General features: G+C 64.2%; 15 protein-coding genes. 3 read left to right on the top strand and 12 right to left on the bottom strand.

The window, feature by feature from the left end; all coding sequences use genetic code 11:
• Nucleotides 1-22 precede the first annotated feature (22 nt).
• Nucleotides 23-2,602 (bottom strand): ATP-dependent chaperone ClpB, encoded by a 2,580-nt coding sequence (gene clpB, locus NSO95_RS12930; protein WP_257596694.1) that lies wholly within the window; start codon nucleotides 2,600-2,602, stop codon nucleotides 23-25.
• A gap of 143 nt (nucleotides 2,603-2,745) precedes the next feature.
• Complete coding sequence (locus NSO95_RS12925; RefSeq protein WP_257596693.1) at nucleotides 2,746-4,197, bottom strand: leucyl aminopeptidase family protein; 1,452 nt, start codon at nucleotides 4,195-4,197, stop codon at nucleotides 2,746-2,748.
• Between the two features lie 165 nt (nucleotides 4,198-4,362).
• Between NSO95_RS12925 and NSO95_RS12920 the strand changes: the two genes are divergently transcribed.
• The 3 genes from NSO95_RS12920 to NSO95_RS12910 all read left to right on the top strand — a co-directional run bounded on the left by NSO95_RS12920 (nucleotide 4,363) and on the right by NSO95_RS12910 (nucleotide 10,015).
• Nucleotides 4,363-6,666: a penicillin acylase family protein gene (locus NSO95_RS12920; RefSeq protein ID WP_257596692.1), complete on the top strand. Its 2,304-nt coding sequence runs from the start codon at nucleotides 4,363-4,365 to the stop codon at nucleotides 6,664-6,666.
• Between the two features lie 51 nt (nucleotides 6,667-6,717).
• A complete protein-coding gene (locus tag NSO95_RS12915; RefSeq protein WP_257596691.1) occupies nucleotides 6,718-9,639 on the top strand; it encodes a M16 family metallopeptidase in 2,922 nt (973 codons plus the stop codon).
• 73 nt (nucleotides 9,640-9,712) lie between these two features.
• Nucleotides 9,713-10,015 carry a hypothetical protein gene (locus NSO95_RS12910; protein ID WP_257596690.1) on the top strand — a complete coding sequence of 101 codons (303 nt, stop codon included), beginning with the start codon at nucleotides 9,713-9,715 and terminating at the stop codon, nucleotides 10,013-10,015.
• 82 nt (nucleotides 10,016-10,097) lie between these two features.
• Here the strand turns inward: NSO95_RS12910 and NSO95_RS12905 are convergent, their stop codons facing one another.
• The 10 genes from NSO95_RS12905 to NSO95_RS12860 all read right to left on the bottom strand — a co-directional run bounded on the left by NSO95_RS12905 (nucleotide 10,098) and on the right by NSO95_RS12860 (nucleotide 18,099).
• Complete coding sequence (locus NSO95_RS12905; RefSeq protein ID WP_257596689.1) at nucleotides 10,098-10,886, bottom strand: hypothetical protein; 789 nt, start codon at nucleotides 10,884-10,886, stop codon at nucleotides 10,098-10,100.
• Nucleotides 10,887-11,048: 162 nt separating this feature from the next.
• Nucleotides 11,049-11,510 carry a tRNA (cytidine(34)-2'-O)-methyltransferase gene (locus NSO95_RS12900; RefSeq protein WP_257596688.1) on the bottom strand — a complete coding sequence of 154 codons (462 nt, stop codon included), beginning with the start codon at nucleotides 11,508-11,510 and terminating at the stop codon, nucleotides 11,049-11,051.
• Between the two features lie 6 nt (nucleotides 11,511-11,516).
• Nucleotides 11,517-11,924 (bottom strand): GFA family protein, encoded by a 408-nt coding sequence (locus tag NSO95_RS12895; protein WP_257596687.1) that lies wholly within the window; start codon nucleotides 11,922-11,924, stop codon nucleotides 11,517-11,519.
• On the bottom strand, nucleotides 11,924-13,426 hold the full coding sequence (gatB, locus tag NSO95_RS12890) for an Asp-tRNA(Asn)/Glu-tRNA(Gln) amidotransferase subunit GatB (protein WP_257596686.1): 1,503 nt from the start codon (nucleotides 13,424-13,426) through the stop codon (nucleotides 11,924-11,926). Before gatB ends, NSO95_RS12895 begins: the two co-directional genes overlap by 1 nt.
• Complete coding sequence (locus NSO95_RS12885) at nucleotides 13,419-13,832, bottom strand: type II toxin-antitoxin system VapC family toxin (RefSeq protein ID WP_257596685.1); 414 nt, start codon at nucleotides 13,830-13,832, stop codon at nucleotides 13,419-13,421. Before NSO95_RS12885 ends, gatB begins: the two co-directional genes overlap by 8 nt.
• Nucleotides 13,829-14,104, bottom strand: a complete 276-nt coding sequence (locus tag NSO95_RS12880; RefSeq protein ID WP_257596684.1) for an AbrB/MazE/SpoVT family DNA-binding domain-containing protein — start codon at nucleotides 14,102-14,104, stop codon at nucleotides 13,829-13,831. Before NSO95_RS12880 ends, NSO95_RS12885 begins: the two co-directional genes overlap by 4 nt.
• Nucleotides 14,105-14,220: 116 nt before the next feature.
• A complete protein-coding gene (locus NSO95_RS12875) occupies nucleotides 14,221-14,370 on the bottom strand; it encodes a glutamyl-tRNA amidotransferase (protein WP_257596683.1) in 150 nt (49 codons plus the stop codon).
• Entirely contained in the window at nucleotides 14,367-15,851 is a 1,485-nt protein-coding gene (gene gatA, locus NSO95_RS12870; RefSeq protein WP_257596682.1) for an Asp-tRNA(Asn)/Glu-tRNA(Gln) amidotransferase subunit GatA, read from the bottom strand. The genes NSO95_RS12875 and gatA overlap by 4 nt, the downstream gene beginning before the upstream one ends.
• 109 nt (nucleotides 15,852-15,960) lie before the next feature.
• On the bottom strand, nucleotides 15,961-16,263 hold the full coding sequence (gene gatC / locus NSO95_RS12865) for an Asp-tRNA(Asn)/Glu-tRNA(Gln) amidotransferase subunit GatC (RefSeq protein WP_257596681.1): 303 nt from the start codon (nucleotides 16,261-16,263) through the stop codon (nucleotides 15,961-15,963).
• Between the two features lie 57 nt (nucleotides 16,264-16,320).
• Nucleotides 16,321-18,099 (bottom strand): DUF4153 domain-containing protein, encoded by a 1,779-nt coding sequence (locus NSO95_RS12860; RefSeq protein WP_257596680.1) that lies wholly within the window; start codon nucleotides 18,097-18,099, stop codon nucleotides 16,321-16,323.
• Nucleotides 18,100-18,106 lie beyond the last annotated feature (7 nt).

Raw genomic sequence — 18,106 nt, 5'->3', positions numbered from 1 at the left:
GGCGCGATCAAATGGCGGGCGGTCAGGCGATGGCTATCTGCAATTCGCCGTCACCCTCGTCGATCCGGACCGTCGATCCATCGGGCACCTCGCCTTGCAACATTCTGTCCGCCAGCGGGTCCTGCAAATAGCGCTGGACCGCACGCTTCAGCGGTCTTGCCCCATACACGGGATCGTAGCCCACCCGCCCCAACCAGCGCAGCGCGGCATCGGTCAGCTCGAGTGTAATCTTGCGATCCTTGAGCAGTTTCTGCACCCGCGCGACCTGGATCTCGACGATCGGCGCCATATGTTCCTGACCCAGCCGATGGAACAGGATGATCTCGTCCAGCCGGTTGAGGAACTCGGGCCGGAAATGCCCGCGCACCACATCCATCACCTGCGGCTCGACATCGGCAACCTGCTGATCGTCGGTCATCTGGCTGAGATACTGGCTGCCCAGATTGCTGGTCAGGATGATCAGCGTGTTGGAAAAGTCCACCACCCTGCCCTGCCCATCGGTCAGCCGCCCGTCGTCGAGCACCTGCAACAGTATGTTGAACACATCCGGGTGCGCCTTCTCGACCTCGTCGAACAGCACCACCTGATACGGGCGGCGACGAACGGCTTCGGTCAGCACCCCGCCCTCCTCGTAGCCGACATAGCCTGGAGGCGCGCCGATCAACCGTGCTACCGCATGCTTCTCCATGAACTCGCTCATGTCGATGCGGACCATCGCGCTGTCGTCGTCGAACAGGAAGCCGGCGAGCGCCTTGGTCAGCTCGGTCTTGCCGACGCCGGTCGGCCCAAGGAACAGGAAGCTGCCGAGCGGACGGCCCGGATCCTGCAGCCCGGCGCGTGAGCGGCGCACTGCCTTGGCGACCGCCTGGACCGCCGCTGCCTGCCCGATCACCCGCTTGCCGATGATGTTTTCCATGTCGAGCAGCTTCTCGCGCTCGCCTTCCATCAGCTTGTCGACCGGCACCCCGGTCCATTTCTCGACCACGGCGGCAATGTCTTCCTCGGTCACTTCCTCGCGCAGCAAGGCGTTTTCCGCCTGCGCTTCGGCCTCGGCAAGTTGCTTTTCGAGGCCCGGGATCGTTCCGTAGGACAGCTCGCCCGCCTTCGCGAGATCGCCGGTACGCTGCGCCTGCTCGAGTTCGAGCCGCGCATGGTCGAGCGCTTCCTTGATCTTGCCCTCGGCGGCGATCTTGTCTCGCTCGTTTTGCCAACGGGTCGTCAGTTCCGACGATTGCTGTTCGAGATTGGCCAGTTCCTCGCGCAGCGCGGCCAGCCGGTCCTTCGAGGCCTGATCGGTCTCCTTGCCGAGCGCGGATTCCTCGATCTTCAGCTGGATGATCCGCCGGTCGAGCGCCTCGATTTCCTCGGGCTTGGACTCGACCTCCATCCGGATGCGCGATGCGGCTTCGTCCATCAGGTCGATCGCCTTGTCGGGCAGGAAGCGGTTCTGGATGTAGCGGTTGGACATCTGTGCTGCCGCGACGATCGCCGCATCGGTGATCCGCACCCCGTGGTGCAGCTCGTATTTGTCCTTGATCCCGCGCAGGATGCTGATCGTATCCTCGACGCTGGGCTCCTGGATATAGACCGGCTGAAACCGCCGCTGGAGCGCGGGGTCCTTCTCGACATATTTCTGGTACTCGTCGAGCGTGGTCGCGCCGATGCAATGCAGCTCGCCGCGGCTCAGCGCAGGCTTGAGCAGGTTCGAGGCATCCATGCTGCCCTCGCTCGCGCCTGCCCCGATCAGCGTGTGCATCTCGTCGATGAACAGCACGATGTGCCCATCCGAATTCTTGACCTCGTCGAGCACCGATTTGAGCCGTTCCTCGAACTCGCCGCGATACTTCGCACCAGCGATCAGCGCGCCCATGTCGAGCGACATAAGTGTGCGGCCTTTAAGGCTGTCGGGCACGTCGCCATTGGCGATGCGCAGCGCGAGGCCTTCGGCGATCGCGGTCTTGCCGGTGCCGGGCTCGCCGATCAGCGCGGGATTGTTCTTGGTGCGCCGGGCGAGGATCTGCACCGTGCGGCGGATTTCCTCGTCGCGGCCGATCACCGGATCGAGCTTGCCGTCGCGCGCCGCCTGGGTGAGGTCGCGGGCGTAGCGCTTCATCGCGTCATAGGCTTGCTCGGCATTGGCGCTGTCGGCGGTGCGGCCCTTGCGCAGCTGCTCGATCGAAGCGTTGAGCGCCTGCGGGGTGACATTGGCAGCCTTGAGCGCCTCGCCCGCACTGGTCGTCGTCGCCAGCGCCAGCGCAACCAGCAGCCGTTCCACGGTAACGAAGCTGTCGCCCGCCTTGTCCGCGATCTGTTCGGCCTGGTCGAGAATCCGCACCGCGTCATTGTCGAGACCCGGGGTCTGCTGCGCTCCGCCGCCCGACACCGCAGGAATCTTCGCCAGCGCTTCATCCACTTTGCCGACCGCCAGCCCGGCATTCCCGCCCGCGCGCTGGATCAGCCCGGCAGCCATGCCTTCTTCGTCTTCGAGCAAGGCCTTGAGCAGATGCGACGGCGTGATCCGCTGGTGGCTCATGCGGATTGCAACGGTTTGCGCACTTTGCAGGAAGCCCTTGGCGCGGTCGGTGAATTTTTCGAGATTCATTCGGGTACCCCCAACTGGATTGCCGCCAGAATATAGTGTTGCCAATTGGCAACACAAGAGCCTCAGCGCAATAGGTGTGTTACCCGACTAGTTGGGTTGTCCGGCGGCGACTGCAAGCCCCCGCCGAACGATCCGGAATTTCCCTATTCAGGCTGCCAGCTCCGCGCCATTTCGTCGAGCAGCATCACACCGTAGCCGCTCGCTCCGGCGGGGACGAGCGGACGGTCCGAACTGGTGCGATCCATCGAGGCCATGTCGATATGCAGCCACGGCAGGTCCTCGGGCACGAAATACTCGATGAAATGGGCCCCGGCGCTGGCACCGGGTGCGGGCGACGCATCGGAGTTCTTGACGTCGGCAATGTCGGATTTGACCGCGTCGCGGTAGGTAGGGTGGAGCGGCAGGCGCCATAGCCCTTCGCCGGTCTTTTCCGCCGCCGCGAGGGCTGCATCGGCAAAGGCATCTTCGCGCGAGAACAGACCCGCATATTCGCCTCCGAGGGCGCCCACCTGCGATCCGGTCAGCGTGGCGATATCGATCAGCGCAAAGGGTTTCTTCTCCTGCACGGTGTATTCGATCGCATCGGCGAGCACGAGCCGACCTTCGGCATCGGTCGAACGGATTTCGATCGTCTTGCCCGACATGGTGCGCACCACATCGCCCGGACGCTGGGCATTGTCGCCCGGCATGTTCTCGGCCAGCGCAGCGACAGCAACCACATGCACCGGCGCACGCGATTTTGCGAGGCTGAGGATCGCGCCGGTCACCGCAGCCGCGCCCGACATGTCGCCCTTCATTTCCCACATTCCCGCGCCGGGCTTGAGCGAAATACCGCCGCTGTCGAAAGTGATCCCCTTGCCCGCCAGCGCGATCGGCGGCCCGTCCGCGCCACGATAGGTGATCAGCATCAGGCGGCTGCCGCGCGGGCTGCCCTGCCCGACGCCGACAATCGCACCCATGCCGAGGCGGCGCATCGCGGTTTCGTCGAGCACCTCGATCGTGACGCCTGGCACCCCGCGCAGCGCGGCACGCGCGCTCTCGACGAAGCTGGCAGGGTAGATCACGTTGGCGGGCTCATTGACCAGGTCGCGCGCCAGCGTCACCCCTTCAGCAAGGTGGCGATGGCGGCCAGACCACATGGCACTCGCCGCATTTGCGTCGGCACCGACGAGGGTGATGGCCTGCGCGGGCGGATCGGTCCGATCGCTCTTGTAGCGGTCGAAACGGTATTGGCCCAGCTGCGTACCGAGCGCCGCATCCGCCATTGCTGCCGCATCGGGCAGACCGGCGATTGCGACCGAAGATTTCTCGCCGTCCATCGCCTGCGCAATCCGCCCGCCGAGCGATCTCCAGTCGGGCATCTCGCCTTCTTCGGCCGCAGCGCCGAACAGCATGATCGGCGGCGCGCCGGGACCAGCCGGGATCGCCAGCCTCTCGCCCGCCTTGCCGGTATAGTCGCTCGCCGCGACATAGGCTGCGGCGTCCTGCGGCAATGCGCCGTTCTGGGGGAGGTCGGTCCCGATAGTAACCACCGCCAGAGCAGCCCCGTCCGGGATCACGGTGGAAAACTCAACCGGGCGCGCTGTGCTGTTCACAGCGTTGGATGGTTCGATCCCCGATCCGACGACGGTTTGAGCCAGGGCCGGAGCTGAAAATGCGGTTGCCGGCAGCGCCGTGGCTGCCAGAGCGAGCGTAAGAGTCCGAGTAAGGATGGTTGTTCTCCCCTTATTGCGAATGGAATGCGTCGGTTGACCTGACCGATGCGAACGGCAATTGTCGAGCAACTAATCGACCGGGGAGTGAATGTGTTCCGCAAATGGCTTTCGCGCGGCGGCTGGACGCTGCTGACGCTGCTGATCGTGGCCTTCGTCGGCCTTGCAACCTGGGAACCGTTCTTTGCCCATCCGGCGAGGGCCCCCGCCGGAGACTCCGCTCGCACCGCCCCACAAGGCTACACCGCCGAGATCGTCCGCAGCGAATTCGGCGTGCCGCATATCTATGGTGAGACCGATGCTGACGTCGCCTATGGCGTCGCGATTGCGCATGCCGAGGATGACTTCCATACGCTGCAGGATGTCGTTGCCATGGCACGCGGCCGCTACGGCGCGATTGCCGGCGAGGAAGGGGCGCAGGTCGACTTCGTCTATCACCTGCTCGATGCGCGCGGAACGGCGGAACGGCACTACAAGCAACTGCCTTCGGACACCCGCGCATTGTTCGAAGCCTATGCTACGGGGCTGAACCAATACGCTGACGAGCACCCTGGCGAACTCAAGCTGGCAAACCTGTTCCCGGTCAACGGCGAGGACGTCGCGACCGGTTTCGCGCTGCGCCAGCCATTCTTCTTCGGGCTCAACAATGTCATCGGCCCGCTGGTGGCGGACGAGCCGATGGTCCCCGAATACGGCCCGCCGATCCCCAAGGAGGATCTGGGCGAGCAGCCCGCTGCCGAACCGATCATGCAGCCCGAAGCGCACCAGACGACGACGGCTTATCGCAGCCCGATGCCGATCCCGATGGGCGGAGATGCACTGTCCGGGTCCAACGCCTTCGCCATCGCCCCGCAGAAATCGGGCGACGGGGTGACGCGCCTCGTGTCCAATAGCCACCAGCCGCTGCGCGGCGGGGTCGCGTGGTACGAACTGGTGGTCGAGAGCAACGAGGGCTGGCACTATGCCGGGGCCAATTTCCCCGGCAGCCCCTTCCCCTTCCTCGGCCACAACGAAGAAATCGGCTGGACCAATACGGTCAACCGGCCCGACATGGTCGATGTCTACAAGCTGGAGCTCGACAAGAGCGGCAAGCAGTACAAATTCGACGGCGAATGGCGCGATCTCGAAAGCAAGACCGTTACCCTGCCGGTACGCTTCGGACCGGTGGTGCTGCCGATCCGCCGCACGGTCCACCGCAGCGTCCATGGCCCGGTCATCATCAACAGCAAAGGCGCCTTCGCCATCCGTTACGGCGGGATGGACAATCTCGGCCAGCTCGATGCCTATTACCGGCTCAACAAAGCGAAGGACCTGACCGAGTTCAAGGCGATCCTCGCGCGGATGGACATTCCGAGCACCAATTTCCTCTATGCCGACAAGCAGGGCAACATCGGCATGTTCTACAATGCGGCGATCCCTGACCGGCCGAAGGGCTACGACTGGCGCGGCGTGCTGCCGGGCAACACCAGCAAGGCGCTGTGGACCGGGACGGTCGACTTTGCGGCGATCCCGCAACTGGTCAATCCGGCGAGCGGCTGGCTGTTCAACGCGAACAATTCGCCCTTCTCCGCCGCGGGCACGGGCAGCGATCTTTCACCCGACAGCGTGCCGCCGGAGATGGGGGTCGAACTCAAGACCACCAACCGCGCGCGCCGTGCCGCGAAGTTGATGGAAGCCACCCCGGTGATCGACCGCGCCAATTTGGAGCGGATCAAATACGATACCGGCTATGAACGCGCCGGCTATGTCGCGCGAATGATGCGCGAGGTTGCCGCGCTCGATCTCAAGCGCGAGCCCGAGCTGGCGAAGGCGCAGGCCTTGCTCGCAAAGTGGGACTGGACCGCCGACAGCAAGGGAAGTGCCGATGCGATCGCCTTGTTGATGATCAAGCCGTTCATGTCGGCGGAATATCTCAACAAGCCGTGGCCCGACGCGCGGGAGGAGTTGAAGCGCAGCGCCGACCATCTGACCGAATATTTCGGCCGGCTCGACCCGCCGATGTCGGACCTCCTCCGGCTGCGCCAGCCGCTCGGGCCCTATGCGGTCGACCTGCCGCTCGACGGAGGCAGCGATACTCTGCGCGCCTCGACCACCTGGGACGAGGACGAGGACGGGCGATTGTCGATCAAGCATGGCGACAGCTTCCTGATGTTCGTCGAGTGGGAGCCCGGTCAGCGCGTCCGATCGCAGTCGATCCAGCCGTTCGGCGCCGCGACCACTCGCACGCGAAGCCGGCACTATTCCGATCAGGCCAAGCTGTTTGTGCGGCACGAATTGAAACCGGTGCACTTCTGGCGCGTTGATGCGCTGGAGAACGCCACTCGTCGAAAAACGGTGAGCAATCGGCGCTGAGCCGCTAGGGGCGATCCAGACGGACTGAATTCGATAAACGGGGACTATTGCATGCGTTACACTTTCGCCACCGCCAGCCTTGCGGCGCTTGCCCTCTCGCTCGGTGCATCACCTGCCTTTGCCGACAACCACGCGGGCGACGCGATGGAAGCCGATGCCGCGGCCATGCCCGAACCGGCACCGCTGGCCGAGCTGATCGAACAGGTTTCGATCCCCTACGAGAGCTTCAAGCTCGACAATGGGCTGACGGTACTCGTCCACACCGACCGCAAGGCTCCGGTGGTCGGCGTCAGTGTATGGTACGGTGTCGGCTCGAAGCACGAACCGAAGGGCAAGACCGGATTCGCGCACCTGTTCGAACACCTCATGTTCAACGGCAGCGAGAACGCGCCGGGCGATTTCTTCGAACCGTTGCAGCAGGTCGGCGCGACCGACTTCAACGGCACCACCTGGTTCGACCGGACCAACTATTTCGAAACCGTCCCCACCGGCGCGCTCGACCGGGCATTGATGCTCGAATCCGACCGTATGGGGTATCTGCTCGGCGCGGTGACGCAGGAAAAGCTCGATAACCAGATCGGCGTGGTCCAGAACGAGAAGCGGCAGGGCGACAACCAGCCTTATGGCCTCGTCGAGTACGAGCAGCTGGAAAACCTCTATCCTTCGGGACATCCCTATCACCACTCGACCATCGGTTCGATGGATGACCTGTCCAGCGCGACGCTGGAAGACGTCAAGCAGTGGTTCCGCGACAACTACGGCCCCAACAACGCGATCCTGGTGCTCGCTGGCGATATCGATACCGCGACCGCGCGGCAGAAAGTGACCAAGTGGTTCGGCGCGATCCCTGCCGGCCCTGCGGTTCCAAAGCTGGATGTCTCCGTCCCGATGCTGCCCGAGGCCGCGAGCAAGACGATCTACGATCAGGTCGCGACCACCCGCATCTATCGCATGTGGGCGGTGCCGGGACTGAACAACCCCGATTACCTGCCGCTCTCTGCCGGTGCGATCGTGCTCGGCGGGCTCGCCTCCTCGCGGCTCGACAACGCGCTGGTGCGCGAACAGCAGATGGCCGTGCGGGTGGTCGCGAGCGCCGATATCTTCGCGCAGGCAGGGCAACTGGTGGTCTACGCCGATGCAGCACCCGGCAAGGACCCCGAAGACGTGGCCGCCGCGCTCGACGCCGAGATCGCCAAATTCATGATCGAGGGCCCGACGCAGGACGAGCTCGACCGCGCGCTGACGACCTATGCCGCGGGCCAGATCCGCGGGCTCGAGCAGGTCGGCGGCTTCAGCGGCAAGGCCCCGACACTGGCAGAGGGCCTGCTGTACCAGGGCGATGCCTCATCCTACCGCAAGGAGCTGGAACGAGCAGCGAAGCTCACCCCGGCGCAGGTGCGCGACGTCACCGCCACCTGGATGGCGCGCCCGGTGTTCGAACTGCGGGTCGAACCCGGCGAGCGCAAGGAAGGCGGCGAAAACCGCGGCGGCTATATCTGGGCGGGCGAGCAGTCCGGCCTTGCCGGGCCTGCATTCTACAGCAACCCGCTGATGCTGCAGGGCGCGGGCGCGGCGGCCAAGGTGCCCGAAGCCGACCGCTCGAAGCTGCCCGAAGTGGGCGAACTCAAGCCGCTCGACTTCCCCGATATCGAGCGTGCGACCCTGTCCAACGGGATCAAGGTCTATTTCGCCCGCCGCGCCGCTGCACCGGTGGTCAGCGTCCGGGTGCATTTCGATGCCGGCTATGCCGCCGATCCGCGCGACAAGCTGGGCATCACATCGATGATGCTGCAGGCGATGGACGAGGGGACGACGCATCTCGATTCCACCGCACTTGCCATCGCCAAGGAACGCTATGGCGCGCAGCTGGGCGGCGGTGCGGATGCCGACAGCACCTTCTTCACCCTGGGCGCGCTCGCTCCTAACCTAGCACCGTCGCTCGACCTGCTGGCCGATTATGTCCGCAGCCCGGCCTTCGGCGAGACCGATCTGGAACGTGTGCGCACCCAGCAGCTGACCCGGATCCGCAACGAGATGAACAATCCCGGCGCGATCGGCCAACGCGTGCTTTCGCCGATCCTGTTCGGCAGCGACCATCCCTATGGCATGCCGCCCAGCGGCACTGGCGACCCGGCGGTGGTTGCCGCGCTGACCGCGCAGGATCTGCGCGATTTCCACGGCATGTGGCTGCGCCCCGACAAGGCGCAGATATTCATCGTGGGTGACACCACACTTGCTGAAGCGACCGCGCAGCTCGAACAGAGCTTCGGCAAGTGGCAGGCACCAGCCGTCACTGCCCCCGTGAAGAGCTACGATGCGCCGATCCCGGTCCAGACCGGCTCGCGCATCGTGCTGGTCAACCGCCCCAACTCGCCGCAGTCGGTGATCATCGGCGGGCGCGTACTGGAGGGCAAGGGAACCGACGACAACCTGTCCATCGCCGCTGCCAACGAGGTGTTCGGCGGCAGCTTCCTCAGCCGCATCAACATGAACCTGCGCGAGACCAAGGGCTGGTCCTACGGCGTGCGCAGTCTGTTCCAGCAGCCGCAGGATCGCACCAGCTTCCTGATCTACGCCCCGGTACAGGCCGATCGGACGGGCGATTCGATCGCCGAGCTGCGCAAGGACCTCACCGCCTATGTCGGCGGCCAGGGCGTGACCGGTGAAGAGCTGACCCGGCTGATCAACGGCAATGTCCGCGAATTGCCGGGCAGTTTCGAGACCAGCGGCAGTGTGCTCGGCGGGATTGTCAACATCGTCACCGACAAGCGGCCGGACAATTACTACGAAACGCTCGCCGCGAAATACGAAGCGCTCACAGCCGACCAGCTCGACGCACAGGCACGGGCCAACTTCAAGGGCGACGACCTGGTGTTCGTGATCGTCGGCGATGCCAAGGTGGTCGAGCCGCAGCTTGAACAACTCGGCCTGCCGGTCGAAGTGCGGGAGATGCCCAAGGCCGAAGGCGAGTGAGCTTGTTGACATTGATGTAAGCAGGGGCGATGCACGCCCCCGCGAAATTGAACGCAAACCAGAGGAGATACGGATGTCTGTTGGAGGAACCTACGCAACTTCGATCAAGAGCCCGATGGGCGAACAGGCCGGCACCTTCACCGTGGTCGATGGCGGCGACGGCACCTTCACCGGCAGCATCTCCGGTGCGCTCGGCTCGATGGATGTGAACGACGGCAAGGTCGACGGCAACACGCTGACCTGGTCGATGAACATGACCGTGCCGATGCCGATGACGCTCAATTGCGAAGCGACCATCGACGGCGACGCGCTGACCGGCAAGGTCAACGCCGGCGCGTTCGGCGACATGCCGCTGTCGGGCACCCGCCAGGGCTGACCGTCCGGCTCCGGCCGTAGCGAAGAAAAAGGGCGCCGAGGGAAACCCCGGCGCCCTTTTTTTCTTGATAATGGGTGCCAGACTACTCGACGCCGAAGGCAAATACTCGTGCACCTGCAGTGCCCGCTTGCCCGATTCCTGGCCCCACCCCTCCGCCAAGCGGGAATATGAAACCGTATTGACCTTCCTCCATGGCGGCTCCGATGGTCACCTTGAACACGCCGGGTTTGAGTTGTTCGTAGGTGAAAGGAATTTGATCCTTGTCCATCACGCCAGCCTTGGCACCCGCAATGTTCATGCTCCCGATGCGAGCCTCGCGTCGCCCCTTCTTTTCGGCAAGCCGAACGAGCGAGAATTCGTTGGGCGACTGAATCGACGCGCCAAACCCGGTAGAGAAAGTTCCGCTCGAAGCGTCGCCGGGAGCATCCAGATAGATATAGAATGTCGGGTTACCATTGGGAGTCGAGATTTGGGCCGCCTCGCCGGGGATGACCGCCTTGACACTCGCCGATGCAATGCCGCCTGTGATGGCATACCCGAGAATGCCGCCCGTCTTCGTTTGGGTGCTTGCAGTCGGATCGATTCTCCACATTCGAGCCACCGGAGACCAGTCATCCATCAGATAGACGCCGGGGAAATGGGGAACCAAAGGATCAGGTGAGCTGTCCGACAATTCGGGCTCGACCACCGATCGCTTGAGCATAGCGGCAATGACGGAACTCGGCACTCCCCGGCTACGCAAATCCAGAAGTGCCGAGGTGTCGGTAATGTAGTTGCCATCGGCGGTTTCGATCTTCGCGATCACCGCCTCTTCGCCCAAACCTGCTTCGAGCAGCATGACCACGTCATCATTGCTCAGCGTCTCCGCCATACTCGGTGAGGCGACTGCCCAAACAAAAGGCAAAGCAAGTGCAGACCAGACGCGAATCCGTTTCATGAAATCGACCCCCAAGAAATTTACCTCTCAGCGAATGTTTACCGGCATTCTCGGTGGTCGCAATTGTATTCGAGCGAAATTGAACCGTCGCTTCAATTACCTGCTCCAATTCCCCCGCACCGCCTGATACGCCGCCGCCGCAACCGTGTTGGCGAGGTTCAGCGAGCGGACCTTGTCTGACCGCATCGGCAGGCTCACCATCTGCGCGCGGTGGGCTTCGACGATCTCGGGGGGCAGCCCCTTGGTCTCGCGCCCGAATGCGAGGTAGGCATCGGGCGGATACTCCGGCTCGTAAAAGCTGCGCGGGGCATATTCCTCGAACAGGAACAGCTGGTCTTCGCGCGGCTGGCGCTCTGCCAGAAACGCGTTCCAGCTGTCGAATTCGACCAGCCGGATATGCGGCCAGTAATCGAGGCCGGATCGCTTCACCCGCTTGTCGGTGATCTGGAAGCCCAGCGGGTGGATCAGCACCAGCTCCATGTCGAGCGCGACGCAGGTTCGCCCGACTGCGCCGGTGTTGCCGGGAATCTCGGGCCGGACGAGGACGATGGCGGTCAAGCGCGCCTAGCCGGCACCAAGGATGCGGCTCTCCCGCACATAGCCGAAAGCGCCCTCGCCCGACCAGTTCTTGCCGTCGGGATAGCGCAGTTCGATGCCCGCAAGCTCCGCTTCATCGGCAAGTCCGAGATTGACGCCCATCATCGTGTCGCCATGCACCGCCACCGCCGCATCTGTCAGTCGGAAATGGGTGGTGGAGCCGCAGGTGGCGCAGAAATGGACATCGACGGCGGGCTGCGCCTTGTCGTGGCGGCGATAGTTGGCGCTTCTTCCCGTCACCGAAACTTGCGCCGGATCGAAATAGCCCCAGCGCGCTCCGGCCTTGCGGCACAGGTCGCAATTGCAGGCATGCACGAATCCGGGCCTGCGCGCGGCCGCGACCTGCACCCCGCCGCAAAAGCAGGTCAGCGTCATCAGCCCAGCTTATCCTTCAGCAACTCGTTCACCACGCCGGGATTGGCCTTGCCCTGCATCGCCTTCATCGTCTGGCCTACGAAGAAGCCGAACAGCTTGTCCTTGCCGCTGCGGTATTCCTCCACCTTGTCGGTATTGGCGGCGATGATCGTGTCGATCGCGGCCTCGATCGCGCCGGTGTCGCTGACCTGCTTCAAGCCTTCGGTATCGGCGATTTCCTGCGGATCGCGGCCGGTCCTGAGGACGAGTTCGTAGATTTCCTTCGCCTGCCCGCCGCTGATTTCGCCCTTGTCGGCCATCGCAAGGATGCTCGCCTGCGCCGCGGCGGTGGCGTTGGCCGGATCGGCCTCATCCCCCAACGACTTGATTACGCCTGGCGCGACCGAGAGCGACCAGTTGGCGACCGGGGTGGCGACGTCGCGCTCGGCCTTGCCGATGGCCTTGGCGGTCGCAGCGAGCAATGTCTCGAACCGCGCGAAAGTCTCGACCTCGGCGGTCAGCTCGCGCGCATTGTACTCGGTCAGGCCGAGGTCGACTTCATAGCGCGCGCGCTTGGCATCGGGCAGTTCGGGCAGCGAGGCACGGCATTCGTCGAGAAAGCTGTCCTCCAGCTCCAGCGGCAGCAGATCGGGATCGGGGAAATAGCGATAGTCATGCGCATCTTCCTTGCTGCGCATCGAGCGGGTGGTTCCGCTGGCAACGTCGAACAGGCGGGTTTCCTGCACCACCGTGCCGCCGCTCTCGATCAGCTCGACCTGGCGGTTTGCCTCGTACTCGATCACCTGCATGACGAAACGGACCGAGTTGACGTTCTTGGTCTCCGTCCGTGTGCCGAATTCTTCGCCGGGCTTGCGAACCGAGACGTTCACGTCGGCGCGCATCGAGCCTTCTTCCATATTGCCGTCACATGATCCGACATAGCGCAGGATGGTGCGCAGCTTACGGACATAGGCCCCCGCCTCGGCGGGCGAGCGCATGTCGGGGCGGCTGACGATCTCCATCAGCGCCACGCCGCAGCGGTTGAGATCGACATAGGACATGGTCGGGTGCTGATCATGCATCAGCTTGCCCGCATCCTGTTCGACATGGATGCGTTCGATCCCGATCACCTTGTCTTCCGGAATCCCGGCCTTCTCGTCCGCCTCGATCGTCAGCGAACCTTCGCCCACCAGCGGATGGTAGAGCTGGCTGATCTGGTAGCCCTGCGGCAGGTCGGCGTAGAAGTAATTCTTGCGATCGAACCGGCTCCAGCGGTTGATCTGTGCCTCGATCGCCATCCCGGTGCGCACCGCCTGACGGATGCATTCGCGGTTGGGCACCGGCAGCATCCCCGGCATCGCCGCATCGACGAGGCTGACGTTGCAGTTGGGTTCTGAGCCGAACGCAGTCGAAGCGCCGCTGAACAGCTTGGCGTTGGAGGTGACCTGCGCATGGACCTCGAGGCCGATCACGACCTCCCATTCGCCGGTTGCGCCATGGATGCGGTAGGTAGATTCAGTCATTTTTTGCCTGCAGTGGATCGATCACTTCGATCTCGGGAAAATAGGATGCAAAGCGCTTAGAATCACGCGTCAGAATTGGCCAGCCTCGATTGGCCGCCTGCCCGCCAATCAGGAAATCGGGCAATATCGACTGGCGAGGGCCTCCCTTGCGCCGGTACTCCCTGAACGCCAATCCCGCGCGGAAAGCATCGTCGAGCGAAAGGCCCGCAATCTCCAGATCAAGTTGCTCGACCGCGCGTTCTGCAGTCTCGCGCTTAGTGAACCGGGAACACGTTTCCGCAAACACCACCAGATTGATGCGCAAGACATGCGAACGTGAGAGCCGGCTAAACACCTCGACCACCCGATCAGCATCGGGGCAATCGGGGTTGAGGATGTCGATCAGCACATTCGAATCGACGATCATACTTCCGGCTCTGGCCCCCGGACGGCAGCGAACCAGTCGGCATTGCTCATTCCCGACATCGGATCCTGCGCCTTGAACGCGGCTTGCACTTCGCGCACCCGTGCGAGACGAGCCTCGTGCTTAGCTTCCGGGCTTGCCCGGAGTATCCGCACATCGCCGTCGTTGGACATTTCGATCTGGACCTTCTGCCCCGGCTTCAGCCCGAGCTGATCGCGAACATCCTTGGGCACGGTGATCTGCCCCTTAACCGTCATATTGGTTTCGTAACGCATAGGCAGGTATTACCTTGAAATGGTAATACCGTCAATCTGTTCAGGCGGCGATGCGCACGCGGGCTGCGAGGGCGATCACGACCTACCGTTCGTCTGCTTTGCCCCGAATGCGGTAGCTACTCATTGTCGATAATCTTTCCGTTCTCATCGAACCGCGTTTCACCGTGAGCGACATTCTTGCGGACCCAGTTCGCAATCATGAAGGTCACCGGAACTGCCAGGATCAGTGCGATCCCTACAATGGTCAAAGGCGCATCTGCGTTCACCACCACTTCTCCGGCTTGGCCACGAACCCGGCGCGCTGCTGGATCGCGAGGCCTGCATCGAGCACGCTCTGCTCGTCGAACGCCTTGCCGACCAGTTGCAGGCCGAGCGGCAGGCCATCGGAATTGAGCAACGCCGGCACGCTCATCGCGGGCAGGCCGGCGAGCGACGCAGGCACCGCGAAGACATCGTTGAGATACATCGCCAGCGGATCGTCGGTCTTGTCGCCGAGCGGGAAGCTGGCGGTCGGCGTGGTCGGGGCGAGGATCACGTCGCATTGCGCGAAAGCCTCGGTGAAGTCGCGGCTGACCAGCGTGCGGACCTTCTGCGCCTGGGTGTAGTAGGCATCGTAGAAACCGGCACTTAGCACATAGGTGCCCATCAGGATGCGGCGCTTGACCTCGTCGCCAAGGCCCGCCTCGCGGGTGGCGGCATACATGTCCTGCAGGCCCGCGCCATCGGGCAGGTCGCGCAGGCCGTAACGCACGCCGTCATAGCGCGCGAGATTGCTCGAAGCCTCCGCCGGCGCGACGATGTAATAGGCGGGCAGCGCATACTTTGTGTGCGGCAGGCTGACGTCGACGATCTCTGCCCCCGCGTCGCGCAGCCAGGCCTTGCCCTGCTCCCACGAGGCGAGGATTTCCTCGTCGGTGCCGTCCATCCGGTATTCGCGCGGGATGCCGACCTTCTTGCCCCTGAGGTCGGCCGAAAGCGCGGCTTCCCAACCCGGCACCGGCAGGTCGAGGCTGGTCGCATCCTTGGGGTCGAAGCCCGCCATAGCCTCGAGCATGATCGCGCAATCCTCGACGCTCCGCGCCATCGGCCCGGCCTGGTCGAGACTGCTGGCGAAGGCGACTACGCCCCAGCGGCTGCACCGGCCATAGGTCGGCTTGATCCCGCAAATGCCGGTAAATGCGGCAGGCTGGCGGATCGATCCACCGGTGTCGGTGCCGGTCGCAGCAGGCGCGATCCGCGCAGCGACCGCGGTCGAGGAACCGCCCGACGAGCCGCCCGGGCTCATCGCCGCGTTGCTGCCCGCCTTCTTCCATGGCGAGATGACATTGCCAAAATAACTTGTCTCGTTCGACGAGCCCATCGCGAACTGGTCGAGGTTGAGCTTGCCCAGCATCCCCGCCCCCGCATCCCACAGGTTCTGCGAAACGGTGCTTTCGTACTGCGGCTTGAACCCTTCGAGGATGTGGCTGGCGGCGGTGGTCTGCACGCCGTGGGTGGCGAACAGGTCCTTCATGCCGATCGGCACGCCGGCCATTGTGCCGAGCGCTTCGCCCCTGGCGCGTGCGGCATCGACCGAGTCGGCCGCAGCGAGCGCATGGTCGGGCGTGGTGACGATGAAGGCATTGAGGCTGGCGGCATCGGCCACCGCAGCATTGAACGCCTCCGCCACTTCACGCGCGGTGAAGGTGCCGGACGCGACGCCATCGCGGATGGCCTTGACGCCGAGGTTGGTGAGTTCGTTGGTCATAATTTGTCATTCCCGCGAAAGCGGGAATCCAGCTTCCCTTTGTTTCTGGATCCCCGATCGGTCGCGGCTGCGCCGCTGTCGGGGATGATCGAATGAACTCCTGCGGATTTCATTCGATCACCTTCGGCACACCGAAAAATCCATGCTCGGCAGCAGGGGCATTGGCGAGGATGTCCTCGCGCCGGTTGCCGCCGGTCAGCGGGTCGGCATCGACCACGTCGGCGCGCAGCCGCAGCGTGTTGGGGATCACCGCGGTCATCGGCTCGACTTGCGAAGTATCGACCTCGCCCAGTTGCTCGACCCAGTTCAGGATGCCGTTGAGTTCGGGCACCATCCGTTCAAGCTCGTCGTCACCCATCCGGATGCGGGCCAGCGCGGCGATCTTCGCCACTTCTTCGCGTGTAATCGACATGGCCTGCGCCCTAGCGAGCGCGGGGCGGCGCTTCAAGCGCGATGGTGCGGCGCAGCACTATTCGAAGCGCGGGCCGCTCGGTTCCTCGCCGATGTATATCTGCCTTTCCCGCGAGGGCGCGACCCGCACATCGCCGCCTTCGATGGCGCGACGCTCCCTTGCGAGAGCTGCGCGCTGTTCGTCCTCGCTCTTGGATGGCATCGGCGGCTCGGCTTCGAGATACTGCCACTGCCCGTCGCGCAGGCCGTAAGGATCGACCCGGATGCTGCAATCCCGGCCCGGCTCGACCGCAGCGTCCGCGTCGAACTTCGGCGGGACGCAGGCGTCGGATAATACCGCTGCGGTTGCGCCATCGGGTTGCAGGTAGACGCGGCAAACCACATCGCCCCGGCAGATCTCGCCCAACTCGATCGCGGTTCGCAGTGCATCGGGCAATTCGGCCCCATCAGGATACACCGCGAAACGATCGGTCACCGCCGGGCGCCCGTCCTCGAAATTATTGTAGCGATACACACGCTGCTTCTGCGCCAGTGCTGCCTTTGCCATCGCTGCCACCTGTGCGTCGGGGTTCTTGGCCAGCCGCGCCAGCGCCCTTCGCCCGGCGTCACCGAAGTCCCACCGTAGCGCATCGAAGTCGAACCGGTCGGCGGCGACCTTGCCTGCCTGCAGCCGAGCGATCTGGTCGCGCGCCGAAATCGCGCCGAAGTCGAACAGCGGCAGCGCGAGGATAAGCGCGAGCACGCAGGTGCCTATCGCCAGATGCATGTTCGCCCCGCGCACGCCCTGCATCCAGCCGGCCATCCATCCGCTCGCCCGCCCGCGGATCGGAGCGACGAAATAGGCCACGCCATAGGCCACCGCGACCGCGACTGCGATCAGGCCCCAGATGCGTTCGGGGCTGAGCCCGTATTGCCCGATCCGCGTCCCCGTCGAAATCGCCGCCATCACCGCGAGCGGCAAAATGCCGAGCGCCAGCAGCAGGCCTGCGATTCGCAGCACCCGGTTGGCGGAGGCTTCCTCATCGCTGTCGCGGGCGACCGAATTGACCAGCACGAAACACGCCGCCGCGCAGGACAGAAGCAAGGGGGTCGGGCTCTGGGTCGCATCCCACAGCACGTCGATCCCGCTCAGCAGCACTGCAAAGAGGAACACCGTCAGCGCGAGCGCAAACGGCACCGCGATCAGCGAGAACACCAGCAGCACGACCGATTGCAGCGTGCCGATCACCTTGAGCTGGTTGCGCAAGGTGCCGAGTGCCGCGCCGAAAGCTACCCCCGAAAACAGCCAGCCGAACCACGATTCGTCCATCAGCTCGCGCAGGAAGGTGATCTTGATTGCGGCAAACAGCTCGGACAGCAGCACCAGCAGCAGCCACGACAGCCCGAGAAAGGCGAGCGAACCGGCTGCGCTGATCGCGTCGGTCCACACATGGTAATGCGTGTCGCGGTAGGAGGTGCGCCAGCGAAGGCGGTGGAACCCGGCCTGGAACAGCGGCAAGGCAAGTCCGGTGGCGACGACACCAGCCGCCAGCCAGAACTCCGCACCGGCATAGCGGTCTCCCGCGCTGGCCACGCGCCATGCTATGCCCGCCATCACCAATCCGGCAAGTCCGGCAAAGGCGAGCGGGGCTTTCCAGCGATCCCGCTCCAGCGTCACCGCCAGCACGAGCGAGCCGAAGAAAGCGAAAGCCGCCAGCGCCGCGCGCCACGGTTCCTGATCGGCGGCGTCCCACTCCATCGCCGCGTTGACCACCAGCGCAGCGAGGCCGAGCAAGGCGGCGAGCACCCACGGCCGCCATGGCCAGTCTTCGAGCCGGGCGGTCTCGGCGTGTTCCATCAGCGGT

This window comes from Parerythrobacter lacustris (assembly GCF_024626475.1).
GTDB lineage: Bacteria > Pseudomonadota > Alphaproteobacteria > Sphingomonadales > Sphingomonadaceae > Parerythrobacter_A > Parerythrobacter_A lacustris.
The sequence above is the reverse complement of the archived record's forward strand: the minus strand, read 5'-3'. Positions and strand labels throughout refer to the sequence as shown.